The 18800-nt window shown below is 44.8% G+C and carries 15 protein-coding genes and 1 tRNA gene; 10 read left to right on the forward strand and 6 right to left on the reverse strand.

Annotation, left to right across the window (positions count from 1 at the left end; genetic code table 11):
* Positions 1–46 precede the first annotated feature (46 nt).
* From KI743_RS05015 to KI743_RS05025, 3 genes are all read left to right on the forward strand, one after another.
* Positions 47–123: transfer RNA gene (locus KI743_RS05015), tRNA-Trp, on the forward strand.
* A 313-nt stretch (positions 124–436) separates the two neighbouring features.
* Entirely contained in the window at positions 437–1276 is an 840-nt protein-coding gene (gene mepA / locus KI743_RS05020) for a penicillin-insensitive murein endopeptidase (RefSeq protein WP_373417811.1), read from the forward strand.
* Positions 1277–1536: 260 nt separating this feature from the next.
* Positions 1537–1845, forward strand: a complete 309-nt coding sequence (locus KI743_RS05025) for a hypothetical protein (protein ID WP_032551264.1) — start codon at positions 1537–1539, stop codon at positions 1843–1845.
* Positions 1846–1885: 40 nt separating this feature from the next.
* Here KI743_RS05025 and KI743_RS05030 read toward each other — a convergent pair whose 3' ends face one another.
* From KI743_RS05030 to rdgC, 3 genes are all read right to left on the reverse strand, one after another.
* On the reverse strand, positions 1886–2140 hold the full coding sequence (locus KI743_RS05030; RefSeq protein ID WP_032551266.1) for a YfhL family 4Fe-4S dicluster ferredoxin: 255 nt from the start codon (positions 2138–2140) through the stop codon (positions 1886–1888).
* A 28-nt stretch (positions 2141–2168) separates the two neighbouring features.
* On the reverse strand, positions 2169–3572 hold the full coding sequence (yegQ, locus tag KI743_RS05035; protein WP_032551267.1) for a tRNA 5-hydroxyuridine modification protein YegQ: 1404 nt from the start codon (positions 3570–3572) through the stop codon (positions 2169–2171).
* Positions 3573–4013: 441 nt separating this feature from the next.
* Positions 4014–4928, reverse strand: coding sequence for a recombination-associated protein RdgC (rdgC, locus tag KI743_RS05040; RefSeq protein ID WP_152468190.1), 915 nt, complete (start codon positions 4926–4928; stop codon positions 4014–4016).
* 195 nt (positions 4929–5123) lie between these two features.
* On the opposite strand from rdgC, the gene phoB reads away from it, so the two are divergent.
* The 3 genes from phoB to KI743_RS05055 are packed head-to-tail and all read left to right on the forward strand — an operon-like array spanning position 5124 to position 8121.
* The gene (gene phoB / locus KI743_RS05045; RefSeq protein WP_032551271.1) at positions 5124–5813 is read left to right on the forward strand and encodes a phosphate regulon transcriptional regulator PhoB; all 690 of its coding nucleotides are present in this window, start codon (positions 5124–5126) and stop codon (positions 5811–5813) included.
* Positions 5814–5848: 35 nt separating this feature from the next.
* Entirely contained in the window at positions 5849–7144 is a 1296-nt protein-coding gene (gene phoR, locus KI743_RS05050) for a phosphate regulon sensor histidine kinase PhoR (protein ID WP_032551272.1), read from the forward strand.
* An 11-nt stretch (positions 7145–7155) separates the two neighbouring features.
* Positions 7156–8121 (forward strand): PstS family phosphate ABC transporter substrate-binding protein, encoded by a 966-nt coding sequence (locus tag KI743_RS05055; RefSeq protein ID WP_373417810.1) that lies wholly within the window; start codon positions 7156–7158, stop codon positions 8119–8121.
* A gap of 44 nt (positions 8122–8165) precedes the next feature.
* Here KI743_RS05055 and ppx read toward each other — a convergent pair whose 3' ends face one another.
* Positions 8166–9644, reverse strand: coding sequence for an exopolyphosphatase (gene ppx / locus KI743_RS05060; protein ID WP_373417813.1), 1479 nt, complete (start codon positions 9642–9644; stop codon positions 8166–8168).
* 115 nt (positions 9645–9759) lie between these two features.
* Positions 9760–11859 (reverse strand): polyphosphate kinase 1, encoded by a 2100-nt coding sequence (gene ppk1, locus KI743_RS05065; RefSeq protein ID WP_285465444.1) that lies wholly within the window; start codon positions 11857–11859, stop codon positions 9760–9762.
* A 204-nt stretch (positions 11860–12063) separates the two neighbouring features.
* Between ppk1 and KI743_RS05070 the strand changes: the two genes are divergently transcribed.
* Genes KI743_RS05070 through phoU form a run of 4 tightly spaced genes read left to right on the forward strand, consistent with a single transcriptional unit; the run spans position 12064 to position 17563 of the window.
* Positions 12064–14280 (forward strand): ABC transporter permease subunit, encoded by a 2217-nt coding sequence (locus KI743_RS05070; RefSeq protein WP_285465445.1) that lies wholly within the window; start codon positions 12064–12066, stop codon positions 14278–14280.
* Positions 14281–14304: 24 nt separating this feature from the next.
* Complete coding sequence (pstA, locus tag KI743_RS05075; RefSeq protein ID WP_285465446.1) at positions 14305–16005, forward strand: phosphate ABC transporter permease PstA; 1701 nt, start codon at positions 14305–14307, stop codon at positions 16003–16005.
* On the forward strand, positions 16006–16824 hold the full coding sequence (gene pstB / locus KI743_RS05080; protein WP_285465447.1) for a phosphate ABC transporter ATP-binding protein PstB: 819 nt from the start codon (positions 16006–16008) through the stop codon (positions 16822–16824).
* Between the two features lie 40 nt (positions 16825–16864).
* Positions 16865–17563 carry a phosphate signaling complex protein PhoU gene (gene phoU, locus KI743_RS05085; protein WP_032551280.1) on the forward strand — a complete coding sequence of 233 codons (699 nt, stop codon included), beginning with the start codon at positions 16865–16867 and terminating at the stop codon, positions 17561–17563.
* A gap of 205 nt (positions 17564–17768) precedes the next feature.
* Here the strand turns inward: phoU and KI743_RS05090 are convergent, their stop codons facing one another.
* Positions 17769–18518: a copper homeostasis protein CutC gene (locus KI743_RS05090; RefSeq protein WP_285465450.1), complete on the reverse strand. Its 750-nt coding sequence runs from the start codon at positions 18516–18518 to the stop codon at positions 17769–17771.
* Positions 18519–18800 lie beyond the last annotated feature (282 nt).

Consider the following 18800-nt stretch of genomic DNA (forward strand, 5'->3'; position numbering starts at 1 on the left):
CACTCCGCCACTTATTCAGACAAAGTTAAGTCTTTAAAACAACTACAGGGGTGTAGCTCCAATTGGCAGAGCAGCGGATTCCAAATCCGCGTGTTGGGAGTTCGAATCTCTCCACCCCTGCCACTTTCAAGGCTCTAGTCGAAAGACTAGAGCCTTTTTACTTTTTGGTGCGAGGGTATATCGTTACTTCCAAGTGATAGAAGTGCTCCTGCTGTTACAATTAAACCTCTCCCTCCCTCTATAGATTTAAATCGGCTCTTACCATTACGAACTGAATACCCCACCTCTATTACCTTCTTATCAACTAAGAAAGATCTCAGAGCCCAATTTTGCTCGTATAAGTTCGTTGTTAGATTTTGTTTTTATGATATTCAGCTATGCTCATAATCATGGGCTGACTTTATAGTAAGAGTGATGAGAGGAGTAAAGAATGCAAATGAAATGGGGGAGTGTTTTGTTATCGCTCTTACTCTGTATGCAATCACAAGCGATCCCAACTCAATGGGAAGGTGTAGATAGCCCTACACGCAATCAAACCAACTCAATAGGCTCTTATGCCAACGGGTGTTTGGATGGAGCACAAGCATTGCCTCTGGAAGGTGTGGGGTATCAGGTTATACGTCCTCAGAGAAAGCGATACTACGGCCATACAAACGCGATTAGGTTTGTAGAAGCACTTGGAAAAACCGTTAACGATAATCTTAATCAAGTACTCATGATTGGCGATATTTCACTTCCACGTGGTGGCCGCTTCTCTTCAGGACACTCAAGCCATCAAACAGGATTAGACATCGATATCTGGTTAAGACTGAATGATCACAACCTCTCACTGAATCAACTCGCGGTACCTACACCAGTCAGTGTAGTTGACTTAACTAACTACAAGTTACGCACCTCAAACTGGCAAAACAATCACTTTGAGGTACTTAGATACGCGGCAAAAGATCCTAATGTAGCCCGTATATTTGTTCACCCTGTTATAAAACAAACACTGTGCGATCAAGAATCAGCGCAAGATGATGAGCGCAATTGGCTTGGAAAGATAAGGCCCTGGTGGGGCCACCATTCTCATTTTCATGTTCGTCTACATTGTCCGCAAGACGCGACTAGCTGTGTCGAGCAAAAAGCGCCACCGAAAGGTGATGGTTGTGGTTATGAGTTAGCGAGTTGGACGCCCAAACAGATACCTGCACCTCCACCGACGAAAGTTGCTAAATCAAAACCAAAGAAAAAAAAGGTGATGCCGGAATATTGTTCAACTGTAATTGCTAATTAAACATTTCAAGCTAAATTACCAGTTTCTGAACAGGTTCAGAAACTGGAGAAATGTCACACTTTTGTCTAGAGTGAGTAAAGAGTAAATAAGAATATCGTTTGATATTTAATCTTTCACAATCCGACAAAAACAAAAACAGAGTCGAAGTGGCATAGTTGGGTCATAACAAGAATGTTTTTGGGGTGACAAATAGGACTTACACGCCGTATATAAGAATTAGAGTCTTGATACCCGTCGATATGTAATTCGAGGACAAAACCATGACAATGATTTGTGCGAAGGAGTTTTCTGAGTGGTTAAGGCATAGATTTAGCAGTGAGGTTTCTGGTGTTTCTTTAACACGAGAAGATTTGAATAGCTTAACGGGGCGACAGCGCGTAGACCCTGGATTTATTAACGATGTGCATTATGAGTTGATGCAATATGGGATGGCCTTCGTAACCGACACAAGTCGAGAGAACTTTTATCTTGTACATGTTTCTCAAGCATCCAATTGGAGAGAGCGGTTGGAGTATCAATTTGAGAAGGACTTGTTCTGCAATATCTACCCGATAGAGAAATCAGGTTAAAAAAAAGGTTCAACTTAATGCTAAGTTGAACCTTTTAGTTTTAGGTGAGGCCTTGAATGATGACGAACTTCTCTAGAAGTTGATCATCGGTTTCGATGTGATTCGGGTCTGTAATGATACATTTTGTAATCGGACATACAGACTGACACGTCGGCTTTTCGTAGTGACCTTTACATTCAGTACAGAGATCAGGGTCGATCTCAAAGATCGTGTCACCCATAGTAATTGCGCCATTTGGGCATTCAGGGTCACACATATCACAGTTAATGCACTTGTCAGTTATTAGCAGAGCCATTGCTTACTTCTCAGTTTTTTAAGTACAGTTACTTACCTGATGCGTTGCGTGTGTCTTGGCCTTCGCTCAAGTTACGCATCAACAAGCCGTACTCTAAGTCTAGATCGGCAGGTACAGGAATAAATACAAAGTGACCGTTACCTTTTGCGTCTTCTACTGCTTCAGACTTACGGTTTTCCATCATCTCTAGTGTGAAAACAACGTTACCTTTCGGTGTCATCATTTCTAAGCTGTCGCCAACTAGGAATTTGTTCTTCACTTCTACTTCCGCTAGATCGCCACGGCGTTTACCTGTGAATTCGCCAACAAATTGTTGAGTATCAGAGATAGAGTAACCGTACTCGTAGTTCTGGTAAGTATCGTGAGTGTGACGACGTAGGAAGCCTTCAGTGTAGCCACGGTGCGCTAGGCTCTCCAGTGTACCCATTAGGCTTTCATCAAATGGCTTGCCTGCTACAGCGTCATCGATAGCTTTACGGTAAACTTGTGCAGTACGAGCACAGTAGTAGAAAGACTTAGTACGACCTTCGATTTTCAATGAGTGAACACCCATCTTCGTTAGACGCTCAACGTGCTGGATTGCGCGAAGGTCTTTTGAGTTCATGATGTAAGTACCATGCTCATCTTCAAACGCAGCCATTTTTTCTTCTGGCTTGTGTGACTCTGAAAGTAGAACCACTTCGTCTGTTGGTTTACCTAGACCTAGTGTGTTGTCTGGACGTTCGTCTTGAACTTCAACATCCTGAATCTCAACACCTGTAGGGTTTGCTTCAACGATTTGACCGTTCTCGTCTTCTTTTGCCGCTTCTGTTTTGTATTCCCAACGACAAGCGTTAGTGCAAGTACCTTGGTTTGGATCGCGCTTGTTCATGTAACCAGAAAGTAGGCAGCGACCAGAGTACGCCATGCAAAGTGCACCGTGAACAAAGATCTCTAGTTCTGTTTCTGGGCAGTGTTCACGGATTTCTTCGATCTCTTCCAGTGATAGTTCACGAGATAGAATTACACGCTCCACACCTTGCGTTGCCCAGAATTTTACCGTTGCCCAGTTAACAGCATTAGCTTGAACTGAAAGGTGAATTGGCATTTCAGGGAATGCTTCACGAACCATCATAATAAGACCAGGATCAGACATGATTAGGGCATCAGGCCCCATATCTACAACTGGTTTAAGGTCGCGAATGAAAGTTTTTAGTTTAGAGTTGTGCGGCTGAATGTTACATACAACATATAACTTTTTGCCTTGAGCATGAGCTTCGTTGATACCAATTTGTAGGTTTTCGTGGTTAAACTCGTTGTTACGAACACGAAGACTGTAACGTGGCTGGCCCGCGTAAACTGCATCTGCGCCGTAGGCGAATGCGTAACGCATGTTTTTAAGGCTTCCTGCCGGTGATAATAGTTCAGGTACAAATGGTTTTTGTGTCGTCATTGCTTCTTTCTCTAATCTGATCTCAAGTCAGGTTGACATCACCAAGTGATATCAAAGGGGCGCAAATTTTACGCTAAAATGAGATCCAACACTAGTTATTTAGGGTAGAAGACAATAATAAAAGCAGGGGTATTAGGGTCTGTTGATCTTTCGAGCTGATTTTTGCAGCGCTTTGTGGGAGATTTCTACAAGGCAGAGGCTTTGATGTGTAGCTAGCCTACATGAAAAGCCGATAACGCAGTAGAGATGAACCACAAAGGCTGCCTGAAGGGTTCGGCTAGAATCGTTTTATGCTTTGTTAAGAAGTATTTACTTAGAGTGACTAGGCTACATACTCCTTGCAGCGCCTAAAACGATTCTAACTCGAACAAAACTTAACCGCGAAAGGCCAACAGACCCTATCAGGCTCTCAAGAGAATCGGCCTTGAGAGCCTAGTTTGATTACGCTTCAGGGTGAGGTAGACCACCTAAAGAATCAAATAGATTTGGTAGGAAAGCGCTGAACTCACCACACAGTAGAGAGAAGTCTGCATCGAATCGTGCAGCTTGATCTTCACGTGGAATGTCGTCGTTTTCGTCTTTAAGATCATCGCTGAACTTCAGGCGCTTGATGCTGCCGTCTTCGCCAAGAATGAATTCAATACGATCTTGCCAGTTCACAGCAAGCTTGGTGACAACTTTATTGGCTTCGATATGGTTCTTGATCTCGTCAGCTTCTAGTTCCTGTTTCTTCACACGAACGATGCCGCCATCTTCTTGGATTGATTTAAGCTCCGCTTCATCTAGCATGTTGATGCCTTGTGGAGTATCACCTGTTTTAACCCATTCTGTTAGAGTTTCATCAATCGCGCGCTCTGGAATCGCAGGCACAACAGGTAAGCTACCCATTGTTTTACGTAGCAGTGCTAATACGTCTTCGGCTTTCTTGTAGCTGCTTGCATCAACAACAATGAAGCCCTCTTTTGGCATGATCAAAGCGTAGGTGAAGTTGCTGCGGCTGAAAGCGCGCGGAAGAAGATCGATGATGATGTCTTCTTTGATGCTGTCTTTCTCTTTTTTCTTCACTGGTTGGCCTGATTCTACTTCAAGCGCTTCTACTTTAGCGTTCAGTGTCTCTTTGATCACTGAAGCGGGTAGCATCTTCTCTTCTTTCTTTGCACAAATCAGAATGCGGTTTTCAGAAACATGCGTCATCATGTCACCGTGCTTACCCATAGCGTGAACCCAACCAAACTTCTGTTTGTCTTGGCTGCCGCAAGGTGTGAAGCGAAATTCTTCTAGCTGCTTCTCTAGCTTGTCTGCATTGAACTCAATATCACGATTGAAGCGATACACTAGGCAATTTTTAAACCACATATACTTTTTCTCATACCTTTTTAGAAGTGGTCCATCATAGGGGATTTGATCGAATTTGTCGTTAATTCGGTATCAAAACTTCTAAAGTGAAACGATTGAGACAGTTATATTAAAATTTGTTTTCAAAGGTCACAAAAGTGTCATAATTAACTCTGATAATGCAATGCGTTGATTAAATACAAAGGCTATTCAATTATGTCGAGAAGGATTCTGGTCGTTGAGGATGAAGCACCAATTCGTGAGATGTTGTGTTTTGTGCTTGAACAAAAAGGCTACCAAGCAGTAGAAGCTGAAGATTACGATACAGCGGTGAACAAGCTATGTGAACCTTTCCCAGATCTAGTATTACTAGATTGGATGCTACCCGGTGGTAGCGGTATTAATTTCATCAAGCATATGAAGCGTGAAGAGTTAACACGCAACATCCCTGTGGTAATGCTGACAGCGCGTGGTGAAGAGGAAGATAAGGTTCGTGGTTTAGAAGTGGGCGCGGATGATTACATCACCAAGCCATTCTCTCCAAAAGAACTGGTCGCTCGTCTGAAAGCAGTGATTCGTCGTGTGACACCAACAGCCCTAGAAGATGTGATTGACGTGCAAGGTCTAAAACTTGACCCTGTATCTCACCGCGTTACCGCGAGTGATGGGCCTGTTGATATGGGACCAACTGAGTTTAAGATGCTGCACTTCTTTATGACGCATCAAGAGCGTGTATACAGCCGTGAGCAGCTACTGAACAATGTTTGGGGTACCAACGTTTACGTAGAAGACCGTACTGTGGATGTACATATTCGTCGTCTTCGCAAAGCACTTGAAGCCGCAGGTCACGATAAACTGATTCAAACAGTTCGCGGTGCTGGCTATCGCTTCTCTACAAAAGCTTAATATATGGCTTCGATGCCCGATTTACGGAGTCCTGAATGGTTGAAAAGTTAACCTGGAAGAAGCTAGCTTGGGAGCTGGCTTTTTTTTACGCACCTTGGTTTATAGTTGGCTGGATATTTGGCTACCTACCTTGGTTGCTGTTGGCTGCTACGGTACTGCAGCTGGCATGGCATCTTCATAACCAAATGCGTCTTTCGGCGTGGTTGTGGGATGAAAAGCGATTAACACCACCTTCAGGTTCTGGAAATTGGGAATCTCTGTTTAACGGTATCTACCGTATGCAGCAGAGACAGCGTCGTAAGCGCAAAGAGCTAACCAATCTAATTCGCCGCTTCCGAAATGGTGCGGAATCTCTACCTGATGCTGTTGTTGTATTTCGTAGTGAAGGCAACATCGTCTGGTGCAACAAGCTTGCCCAATACTTACTCGGCTTTCGTTGGCCGGATGATTCTGGTCAGCCGATCTCGAACCTGATTCGTACTCCTGATTTCATTAAGTACCTCAATAAACAAGATTTCTCTGAACCGTTGGAGATGCCGTCGCCATTGAATGTGGAGCGTATGCTGGAATTGCGTATCGTGCCATACACTGAAGGTGAGCATCTAATGGTAGTACGTGATGTTACTCAGCTTAAACAGCTTGAGGGCATGCGTCGTAACTTCTTTGCTAATGTTTCTCATGAGCTGCGCACGCCAATGACAGTACTTCAAGGCTACCTTGAGATGACTGAAGACCCGGATATGGTTGTCGGCCCAATGTGGAGCAAAGCACATGGTGTGATGACAGAACAGTTGAATCGCATGAATAGCCTAGTGAACCAATTGCTGACGTTATCTAAGATTGAAGCCGCGCCAATGCATGAATTAGATGAGGTGGTGAATGTCCCTGCAATGCTGGAGGTGCTTGAAAAAGAGGCCACCAGTTTGAGTGGTGATAAAGAGCATAAACTTGAGTTTGATATCGATAAGAGCTTGCGTGTTCTCGCCGATGAAGATCAGTTGCGCAGTGCTATCTCTAATCTCGTTTACAACGCAGTGAAGTACACTCCTGCTGGTGCTACGGTGAAGGTGCGTTGGTATCAAACCAGTCAAGGTGCCTGCTTGGATGTCTCTGATACGGGTGATGGTATTGAACCGCAACACCTGCACAGACTGACTGAGCGCTTCTATCGTGTTGATAAGGCTCGCTCTAGGGACACCGGCGGTAGTGGGCTCGGACTCGCTATTGTGAAACATGCGCTCAGCCATCACGACTCACATCTCGAAATACAGAGTGAAGTTGGCGTTGGTAGTCGTTTCTCCTTTACGCTGCCAAGTCGTCTAACTGTTTAATGAGTCAATCGATGAGAAAATTGTCTGTCTCTAGCCTTTTAATTGCCACTCTAACCATGAGTGGCATTGTTCGTTCAGAGCAAACCACGGAATCATTGCCTGACTATGAGAAAGTACATGGCATTTCGGGGAGTTTGCTATCCGTAGGTTCGGACACCTTAGCCGGAATGACGACGCTCTGGATGGAAGAGTTTAAGACTTACTACCCAAACGTTAATGCACAGGTGCAAGCGTCTGGTTCATCAACTGCCCCGCCGGCATTGACTGAAGGTACTGCACACTTAGGCCCAATGAGCCGACCAATGCGCCTGCGCGAGATTGAAGCCTTCGAGCGAGAGCATGGCTATAAGCCGACCGCACTTAAAGTGGCTATCGATGCGATTGGTATCTTTGTTCATAGAGATAACCCTATTGAAGGGCTGAACTTTCGTCAGATTGACGGGATCTTTTCTCAAACGCTACGCTGTGGCGCCAATCAATCCTACGAAACCTGGAACGACCTAGGTATTACCCAAGCTTGGGCCAAGCACCCATTCCAGTTGTTTGGACGAAACTCGGTCTCAGGTACTTATGGTTACTTTAAGATGAATGCGCTATGTGGCGGTGATTTTAAAAACCGTGTCAATGAGCAGCCTGGTTCTGCATCTGTGGTGCAGTCGGTCTCATCATCAATCAGTGGAATCGGCTACTCAGGCATTGGCTATCGAGTTGCAGGGGTTAAATTGATCCCAGTGGCAACGCAAGGTGATGACTATGTTGATGCTACGCGTGAAAACATCATCAATGGCGATTACCCATTATCGCGATTCCTCTACGTATATGTGAACAAGCACCCAGAGAAGCCTCTGTCTCCGGTAGAACAGGAGTTTTTAACGTTTGTGTTCTCAAAGCAGGGACAGGAGTTGGTTGAAAAGGACGGCTACGTAGCGATTCCAAGAGAATTTGCCCAACAAGAGCTAGCTAAAGTTGGGCTGTAATCGCGCTATTTTATGAAGGCTTGGCTGCGGTATTATCATCGAAACTATTTATCATCGAAACTATCGTTGTCGAAGCCATTGTTATTGAAGTCTAGCTGCCAATCGGCTTGCTCCCATAGCTCTTGCTCTTGCGCTAAATCCGCCGCGAGGAGCTTGTTTTCAGTTAGCCATTCAGGGTTGTCACAGCTAAGTTTCCAGTGATCTTTATCTACAAGGTCAATCTTTATATCTAACAGCGGTGCATCATTCCGCTGCCCATTCAATAAGATAGCTAGCCTTAAAATTCGTATTAAACCTATGACCTGTTTCTTTTTGAACAGGTTGAACTCAGGCACCTCTTGAAGCTTTAAAGACTTACGTTGGAATCGTGCCAAAGTAGCCATCACAGACTGCTGCTCGCTGTTGAAGCCTGGCATATTGGTATGCTTTAAGATGTAGGCTGAATGGCGATGAAACCCTTGAAAGCTGATGCTTAGGCCAACTTCATGGAGTAGGGCACTCCAGCTTAGTAGATCAAACAGCTGGCTCTTTTTCTTGATGCCGAGTGAGTCTTGCAGTTGATGGATGAACTCTAACGCCTGTCCCTTAACCCGTGCTGCATGTTCTAAGTCAACCTGATGCTTGAGCGCTAAGTTTTCTGTGGTACGCATCCGAATATCAGAGCGTTGAAAGCGCTCTTCCATTTCGTACAGCAGCCCCTCTCGGAGGGCTCCGTCTGAAAAGTGCATTTCCTTGATCGATAGAGCTTTGAAGACCCCTGTTAGAATTGCGACGCCCGCTGCGAACACAGGTTGTCGTTCAACGGTTAAACCTTTGATATCGATATCTTCAATCGTTTTATGCTCGCACAGAGTTTCGATGAGGTGCTCTAATCTTTTCTCGGTGATGATTGAATCTTCATAGCCTAGACCGATTAAGACTTCTTTGATGGCTTTGATCGTGCCAGAAGAACCTAGAGCGGCTTCCCAACCTTGCTTCTTGTATTGTCCCGCTAGCGATTCGAGACGCTGTTGCGCAGCAATGATGGCTTTGGCAAAGTTTTTTGAGGAGAGTTTGTTGTTGGCGAAATAGCGATGAGTAAAGCTCACACAGCCCATTTGCTTACTGTTGACGAGCCTGGCTTCAAAGCCTTCACCAATGATCAGCTCGGTACTGCCACCGCCAATATCAACCACCAGTTTAGAGTTAGACTCAGGTTGGGTGTGCGCGACGCCAAGATAAATGAGACGAGCTTCTTCTTGGCCAGGGATCACTTCAATTGGAAAAGGAAGGATCTCTCTCGCTCTCTGAATAAAGGTATGAGCATTGTTTGCTTGTCGAAGGGTGTGAGTCGCGGCAATACGAACGTTATCTAACTCAAAACCTTGTAAGCGCTCTGCAAACATCGCTAAGCATTCAAGACCTCGCTCCATAGCACTGTTGCTAAGGTTGGACTGACTGTCTAGGCCTGAACCTAAGCGCACGCGCTGTTTATGGCGGCTCACAAGTTGCAGTTCTTGGCCAATGACCTTAGCAACCACCATGTGGAAACTGTTGGAACCTAAGTCTATGGCGGCGACATTTCGGATTGGCACAGATGCCGCCTCTAGTGAGATGGCATCTAGGGAAGTATTTGGTTCTTGTTTAGAGGAAGCATCGTTAGTTTTGCTCATCGTCTGGCTTTGTTTCCCTGGCTTTTCTGGTGTGCTTTTCGACCTGCTTTAGGTAATCGTAGATGGCGACTTGTGAGCGAACTTTTTTACGGTTACCGCGTGGAACGTAGCTGTTGCTCATTTCTTTATCAATCCACCTTGCTTTAACTGTATCGGTAAAATGGATATTTACAATATCAATAATACGCTGTTTCAAACGTTCATCACGGATTGGCGCAGCGACTTCGATACGGTGATCGATATTTCGAGTCATCCAGTCAGCAGAAGAGATGTAAACCAGAGGATCGCCATCATTGTGAGTGATAATGACGCGAGGGTGCTCAAGGAAGCGATCAATAATGCTAATGATTTCAATATTCTCACTAATGCCTTCGACCCCAGGTACTAAAGAGCACATACCGCGAATGATCATGCGGATTTTCACCCCAGCACTGCTCGCACCATAGAGTTTATTGATCAGACCTTTATCTACGAGGTTGTTCACTTTTAGGGTGATCTGCGCTTTCTTGCCTTCTTTGGCATTTGCAATTTCACCATCGATCAATCGGTAGAGCTTTTTACGAGAATTTCGCGGAGAAACAATTAAGTGGTCGAAGCGTACAGGTCTGTATGGGTTTTCGATGTAACCAAAAACGTTTCGCACCTCGTTGGCCAAGTCTTGGTCGGCTGTGAGTAATGAGAAGTCTGTATAGATGCGCGCATTTTTTTCATGGAAGTTGCCGGTACCGATATGTGCGTAGCGAGTGATTTTTTCCCCCTCGCGACGGCTAATCAATATTAGCTTTGAGTGTATCTTCAAACCGGGAGCGCCAAAGATAACGTGCACGCCTGCTTCTGTGAGTACTTTCGCCCACTCAATGTTGGCTTCTTCATCGAATCGAGCTTGCAACTCAACCACTACCGTAACGCTTTTCCCATTGTGTACCGCATCAATGATCGAGTTTAATAACTTCGAATTCTTGGCTACTCGATAGACGTTTATCTTAATGCTGATCACTTTAGGATCGAACGACGCTTGGCGAACTAACTCAGTGATATGATCAAAGGTGTGGTAAGGGTAATAGAGCAGGATATCTTTCTCTTTGATCGCATTAAAGGTGTTGTGGTGGTGATCGAAGTCGGCGCACTTCATTGGCGGCAGAGGCTTATTCTCTAAATACTCTCGCCCCATATTTGGAAAGGCAATAAAGTCCTTGAAGTTATGATAGCGCCCACCCGGAATTAAGCTGTCATAGTTGGACATCCCAAGCTTTTCACACAAGAAGCTGAGCATGTTCTCTGGCATTGTGTGTTCGTAAACGAACCTTACAGGCATTGCACTCAATCTTTGCGCAACCCCTTCAGACATCTGTTCTAGCAAGCTATGTTCGACCTCAAAACTCAGATCATATTCAGCGTCACGGGTCATTTTCATGGCGTAACAATTAAGGCTATCGTATTCAAAGAATCCTTTGAAAAGGTCGTCAATACAGTAGCGAATAATGTTGTCGAGCAGAATGATGGTCTTACGGCGCTTGCCTTTTGGCTCTGGCACTTTGACGAAACGTGGAAGGTGATCGGTCGGTATTTCGATCAGGGCATAACTCGATTGCTGATCTTTTTCTAACTCAACGGTGAGGTATGCATATTCATCTTTCAGAAACTGTAATACGTCGATCTCATCGGTCATCAGTAGCGGAGTAATGTGAGGGAGTATCTCTTTACGAAAGTACTTTCGGATCCACTTAATCTGAGATTCATTGAGTTGTGTTTCGTTGACGAGAAAGATGCGTCGTCTTGCCATCTCTAGAATCAATTCATTGTAGAGTTCATCAAACCTTTGATTGAGTTTTAGTGCTTTGGTTTGCATTTTAGCCAAGAGGTGCTTTGAATTATCATTAATACCGCGTTCTTGGTTAATTAAGATTCGACGTTTGACATCAGCAAAGCGAACTTTGTAAAACTCATCTAAATTGTTGGAAAAAATACCCAAAAATCGGACACGCTCTATCAAAGGAACATGTTTATCTGCGGACTCTTGCAATACCCTCTCATTAAAAGAGAGCCAGCTAAGTTCCTTTTCTATGTAGAGTTTTTCCGCATTCATTAAGACTCTCCTCGATTGACTGACGTGTTTTTTGGGGCTTAAATTATAAAAAATAAGCAGCGTATGCTCATTTTGTTACGGTATTATTGCAATTGAAAGTTTATGCAAAAGTTGCTACTAGTTTCAGTTATTTAATGTGACCTGTAATATAATTGTCATCTAATCGAAATATTATGATATTAGCTCAAAAAAGTAGACAGAAAGATGACCCCTAGCCAATTCTCACTGAAAGAAAAAGACAAGAAGCGATGGTTGAAAGACCGTCTTGTCCGCTTTTCTGTGACGTGCGGCGGGGTAAGTGTTCTGGCAGCTTTAGTACTTATCTTTATCTACCTTGCAATGGTTATCCTACCGGTATTTTCTGATGCAGATATTCAGGTAAGTGACAATCGCAAGTCTCTCACTGTAAATAACGCTGTTGCGCTCTCGGTTGATGAATACGGGCAACACGCTTTTACTATTGAAAACTCAGGTAAAGTTCAGTTTTGGGACTTAGATACACAAAACTCAGACTCTTATTTTTCTGAGCAGGTCATCGATGCCCCTATCGCGTTCGCTCGAAACACGCCTGCTGAAAATTGGTTCGCTTTTGCTACGAAAAGTGGTGACATTAGCTTTTTCTCTCCTGAATTCAGTGCGCCACTCTACAAACCAAACAGTGTTGCCGAACCTAAAGTTCAACGCCTAAAGACGATTGAACGCTTCTTACTAGCAACAGAAAGTAACGGAGCTGAGATTGAACATTTTGCTTTCTCACGTCATGGCTCACAGCTGACCATTACTGCTCAATTGACTGATCAGCGTTTGTTGGTGAAATGGTACCAAGCCGATCTTCAAGGCAACTATCATCTGCAAGCGAATCAATGGCTCTCTACTAAGTTTAGTCAACAAGATCAGATCTTGATGACGCCTGATGGCAAAACGCTTTACTTAAGATCAGACTCTGAACTGGCGGTACTTACGCTCAATCAGCACCATTTCTCGGTCAGGGAGCTGGTGGATTTGAGTTTGAGCGATGAAAAACACGCGGTGAAGAAAATTGATCTTCTGTCTGGTGCTTATTCTTTGCTTGTGACCCATAACGATGGTCAGGTGTCACAATGGTTTGATGTGCTGAAGGATAAACAGCGTAGCCTAACTCATATTCGAGATTTTCAGTTAGCTGAAGAAGTACAATTCATTCTGCCGGACACCTATCGCAAAGGCTTTTATAGTTTTTACGAAAACGGCACATTGCAAAGCCATTACACGACCAGTGAAAAACTGTCTCTGTTTGAACGTGCTTTTGATAAGTCACCAGAGTTGGCGGCGATGTCTGCCAACGAGTTGCACCTAGTGGCTTTGATAGACGATGAAATTCGAGTGGCAGCGGTCGACAATGAATATCCGCAGATCTCACTCTCATCGCTCTGGCAGAAGGTATGGTACGAAAGCTACCCAGAACCGGCTTACGTGTGGCAGTCGACATCAGCGAATGATGACTTTGAAGAGAAATTCAGTTTAATCCCGATCACTTTCGGTACCATAAAAGCCGCGCTGTTTGCGATGCTTTTTGCGACGCCGATAGCGGTGTTGGGCGCGATTTATACCGCGTATTTCATGTCTCCAAGAATGCGTCGAGTGGTGAAGCCGTCGATTGAATTAATGGAAGCTTTACCTACGGTGATTATCGGCTTCTTAGCCGGTCTATGGTTTGCGCCTATTGTCGAAACCCATCTCACCGCGGTCTTCTCGTTAATGGTGGCGCTGCCATTAAGCGCATTGTTGGCGGGGTTAGTTTGGTACGTATTGCCTAAAGGTTTTACTCGTCGATTTTCTAACGGCTGGCACGCACTGATCTTAATTCCTGTGTTAATTGTTACCATCGTTGGTGTATTTGTACTCGGGAATCAGATTGAGGCTCTTTTGTTCGGTGGGGATATTCGTACTTTCCTTGCTGGCTACGGCATTGGCTTTGACCAAAGAAACGCGCTGGTGGTTGGTTTTGCTATGGGCTTTGCTGTTATTCCTACCATCTTTACTATCGCGGAAGATGCGATCTTCTCTGTGCCTAAGCATCTCTCAGACGGTTCATTGGCCTTAGGCGCTACTGCATGGCAAACACTGATTTATGTTGTGTTGCTGACGGCGAGTCCCGGTATTTTCTCTGCGATCATGATGGGGCTAGGGCGTGCTGTTGGCGAAACCATGATTGTTCTGATGGCGACTGGCAATACGCCTATTTTGGATTGGAACATATTAGAGGGGATGAGAACTCTGTCTGCGACCATTGCGGTTGAACTGCCTGAATCTGAAGTCGGTGGTTCCCATTTCCGCCTATTGTTCTTAGCTGCGTTGCTGCTGTTTGTCTTCACCTTTGCCGTAAACTTCTTGGCGGAGTGGGTAAGACAACGACTGCGCGACAAGTATCGTGCGTTATAGTGTTAAAGGAGCAGCATAGTATTCATGGCCAATAAATTTAAATCTCTATTGAACTGGGTTAAGTCAGGTTCTCCTTGGATCTGGCTGACCGGTGGCGCGGTTAGTATCAGTATGCTTTCCGTGCTTGGTTTGATGCTCCTAATTGGTTGGAAAGGGCTTACGTACTTTTGGCCAGCACCACTCTACCAATGGCAACTTGACGATTCAGCGCAGTCACAAGTCGAATTGAATGGTTCTCCGGATCGCCTTATTGGTCAACTCTATGAAAACAAATACATTCCCATCGCTCAGATTCCTCAGTCTCAAGAGCATCTATCTGAGCAGCAGCTTGCGACAGGGTTGGTGAAACGCCTAAGTATTAAAGTGGCGAATCGTGAGCTGTATCCGGCAGATTTCGTATCGATTCTAGATATCAACTTACAGCAGCCAACAGAGCCGAAAGAGTGGGCGGTGATTGAGCGTAGCCGTGGTGGTTACTTCTTTGGTAAACCGGTTCGTTTTGAGAGTGCAGCTGGCTCGAGTGTGACTGATATTGACCAGTCCTTAGAAGATGGCCTTGCGTTTGCCGATGTACTTCGTGAAGAGACGTCGCGGATTGTAAATCAAGAGATCCGTGGGATCAGTTGGCAGCTAGAGAAGCTAAGGCTTGAAAAGCGCAAACTAGAGCTGAACGAGACGGTCAGTGATAGCTATTTGAAAAGTTATGAGGACACGCGACGTGCACTCAATGAACAGCTTGATGATGCCGAACTGCGCTTAGAACAACTCAGAACCCAACTCAACATTGAAAGTCTAATTGTCGAAGATATGACAGGACAACAAGTGGAAATCCCACTCAGTCATATCTTAGATTATTGGTACCCAAACCAAATGAACTATGCTGAGAAAGTAACGCACTGGTTCAAACAGATCTGGAAGTTCTTGTCGGAAAACCCAAGAGAGTCGAACTCTGAAGGGGGCGTTTTCCCTGCTATTTTCGGCACAGTGCTGTTGGTTATCTTAATGTCGATCGTAGTGATGCCTCTTGGTGTTATCGCTGCGATCTACCTCCATGAGTATGCAAAGACCAATGCACTCACGCGTTTGATTCGTATCGCGGTAATCAACTTAGCCGGTGTTCCTTCGATTGTTTATGGGGTATTTGGCTTAGGTTTCTTTGTTTACACCATCGGTGGCTCGATCGATACGCTGTTTTATGCCGAGCGTTTACCGGCTCCGACCTTTGGTACCCCGGGGCTTTTATGGTCTTCATTGACCTTGGCAGTTTTAACACTGCCTGTCGTTATTGTGACGACAGAGGAAGGTTTAACACGAATTCCTAGCGCTGTTCGTCACGGTTCGTTAGCGTTAGGGGCAACCCAGTTCGAAACCTTATGGCGAATTGTATTGCCAATGGCAAGTCCGGCAATCATCACCGGTTTGATACTAGCGATTGCGCGTGCCGCAGGTGAAGTTGCGCCGTTAATGCTGGTGGGTGTGGTAAAGCTGGCTTCAAGCCTTCCGGTTGATGGGCAGTTTCCATACGTTCATTTAGATCGTAAGTTCATGCATTTAGGTTTCCATATTTATGATGTTGGTTTTCAAACGTCCAATATCGAAGCTGCTAGACCTCTGGTGTACGCCACGTCGTTTCTTCTGGTTACCGTGATTGTAGGGTTAAATCTGACTGCGATTAATATTCGCAACAATTTGCGTGAGAAGTACCGAACCTTAGGACAAGATTAGATGTTTTCAATTAATGAAACCTTGGGTTATTACGCCCCACTTGATGTTCATAATCTGACGGATGAGCAGACAGCTATCTCAATTGAGGGGCTCAACCTTCATTATAAAGAGAGCCAAGCGCTCGACGACATCTCAATGAAGATCCCTAAAGGGCAGGTGACTGCGTTTATCGGGCCATCGGGTTGTGGTAAATCTACCTTGTTGCGCTGTATTAACCGAATGAATGATTTGGTGGAAGGATGCCAAGTCTCTGGCAAAGTGAAGCTTTACGGTCACAATGTCTATGACCCTCAAGTTGATGTTGCCACCTTACGCCGACGCGTGGGCATGGTTTTTCAGAGACCAAACCCTTTCCCGAAATCGATCTATGAGAACGTGGTTTACGGTTTACGCCTGCAAGGTATGAGTAACAGTCGCGATCTTGATGATGCAGTTGAACGCTCTTTGCGTGCAGCGGCTTTATGGGATGAGGTAAAAGACAGGTTGCATGAAAACGCATTTGGTCTGTCTGGCGGTCAACAGCAGCGACTGGTGATTGCGCGTGCGGTGGCGATTGAACCTGAAGTACTGTTACTGGATGAGCCAACGTCGGCACTGGATCCTATCTCTACTCTGACGATTGAAGAGCTGATTAACGATCTTAAAACGCAATACACGGTAGTGATTGTGACTCACAACATGCAACAAGCAGCGCGAGTCAGTGACCATACCGCGTTTATTCATATGGGGAAGTTGATCGAGTACTCAGATACCGACTCAATCTTTACTTCGCCATTGAAAAATCAAACAGAAGACTACATTACAGGAAGATACGGTTAAGTTTGCTATCTCTATAGCAAATCATCATTTAGGAGCTGACATGCATTTCGGTCGTCATATATCTGGACAATTTAACGTGGAGCTTGAGTCTATACGTACTCATGTTCTGACTATGGGCGGCCTCGTGGAGCAGCAGCTCTCTTTTGCAATGCAGGCGCTGCATAAAGACGATATAGAATTGGCTAAGAAAGTGATCCGTGATGATCACAAGGTCAATGCGATGGAAGTTTCGATCGATGAAGCCTGTACTCGAATCATTGCTAAGCGACAACCAACAGCCAAAGATCTCCGCTTGATAATGGCGATTATCAAAACCATTACCGACCTTGAGCGCATTGGTGATGTTGCCTCTAAGATTGCGCAGGGGGCGATTGATATCCCATCGACTAAGAATCAGAAGTTTCATGTTTCCCTAGAGCCACTATGTCGACATGCAATTGCTATGTTGCATCAAGTTCTTGATGCTTTTGCGCGTATGGATGTCGATGCGGCAGCAGAAGTCCATAAGCTTGACGATAAACTCGATGCAGAATATGAAGCGGTGATTCGCCAGCTGATGACCTACATGATGGAAGACCCGAAGAATATTCCCAATATTCTACAAGTGATGTGGTCGGCTCGCGCTATTGAGCGTGTTGGTGATCGATGCCAAAACATTTGTGAGTACATCATCTACTTTGTGAAAGGAAAAGATGTACGTCATCTAGGAAACCAAAGCCTAGATGACGCACTGAAGTAGTCTGAGAATCTGAATTCTGATCCTAGAAGCTAATGACGGCACCAAGGTTAAAGTTAATCGTGGTGTCATAAGGGATATAAGTTTTGTTATGGTCGAATATGTTAATATCGGCTCCCGCTCTAAGTGCCAGCACTGAAGTTGCTTGGTAAACGTAAGCTCCCCCAATACTTAAACCAGTCTTACTCGGTAAAGCTTTGTTAAACAATTAATTGTGATTGAGGATAACGTTTTTTATGGCTCTAATTTTTTCTGAACTAGTGACAGGAATCAGGTAATCATCGATATCCTGATTTCCCATTTTTGCCTCTGACGTTCTATTCATTAAGCTATCACGAGTGGTTTTCCCTGATAGGTGCAGTGCATTGACCTTCGATGATTGTAAAAGAAGTGACGCATTTTCAGCATTGACACCAGCCCCGGCCATTATATCGATGCGACCTTTAGCAAGCTTAACCATATCGCCTAAAACTTCTATTCCGCTCTCGGCCGTTGGCGCGAGCCCTGAAGTCAGTACTCGTTCAAAGCCAAGTTGAATCGCTTGTTCTAGAGCAAGCTTATAATTTGGAGAGACATCAATTGCTCGGTGGAGAGTCATGCCGAGATTCAGGCATTTCGCTTTTTGGGTCAATTTCTCTAAAGTATTCATATCCAAAGAGCCATCTGACTTAGTGACTCCCAGAACAACACCTGTTAGCCCAGCGATAGAGGCTGCTTCAATATCTTCTAGCATGCATTCAATGTCTTCTGCATCGAAGATGAAGTCGCCTTGCCTTGGGCGAATCATTGCGTAAACAGGAATTGAAGATAGCTGTGCCGCTTTTTTCATAAAGCCAAAGCTTGGGGTGAGTCCGCCTAAGGCGAGAGATGAACACAGTTCTATGCGATCAGCACCACCTTCTACAGCAAGGTGAAGGGACTCAAGGTTATCGATACATACTTCTAATTCAGGTTTCATTCTTTCATTCCGAAGAGGGGATAACTGGATGATAGCAATAGCATGTAATGAAAGGGTAGAGAGAAAAGGAACGAAATAGGGGTAAATCTTTTAGGTATTCGTTGCCTCAATTTAGAGGTTCGAGATAAGTGGATAAGAAGGTTTACTGCCAACATAAGAAAAGCCCGAAGCGTGAACTTCGGGCTTTTTATAAAGACTTTACTTCTTAACTGATTGGCGTTGCACTTTGTGCTATTGCTTTACGCTTCTTGTGCCTTGGGCTACTAAGAGAGCTTCCAACCA

The sequence above is a fragment of the Vibrio sp. D420a genome (assembly GCF_030248625.1).
Lineage (GTDB): Bacteria > Pseudomonadota > Gammaproteobacteria > Enterobacterales > Vibrionaceae > Vibrio > Vibrio fortis_A.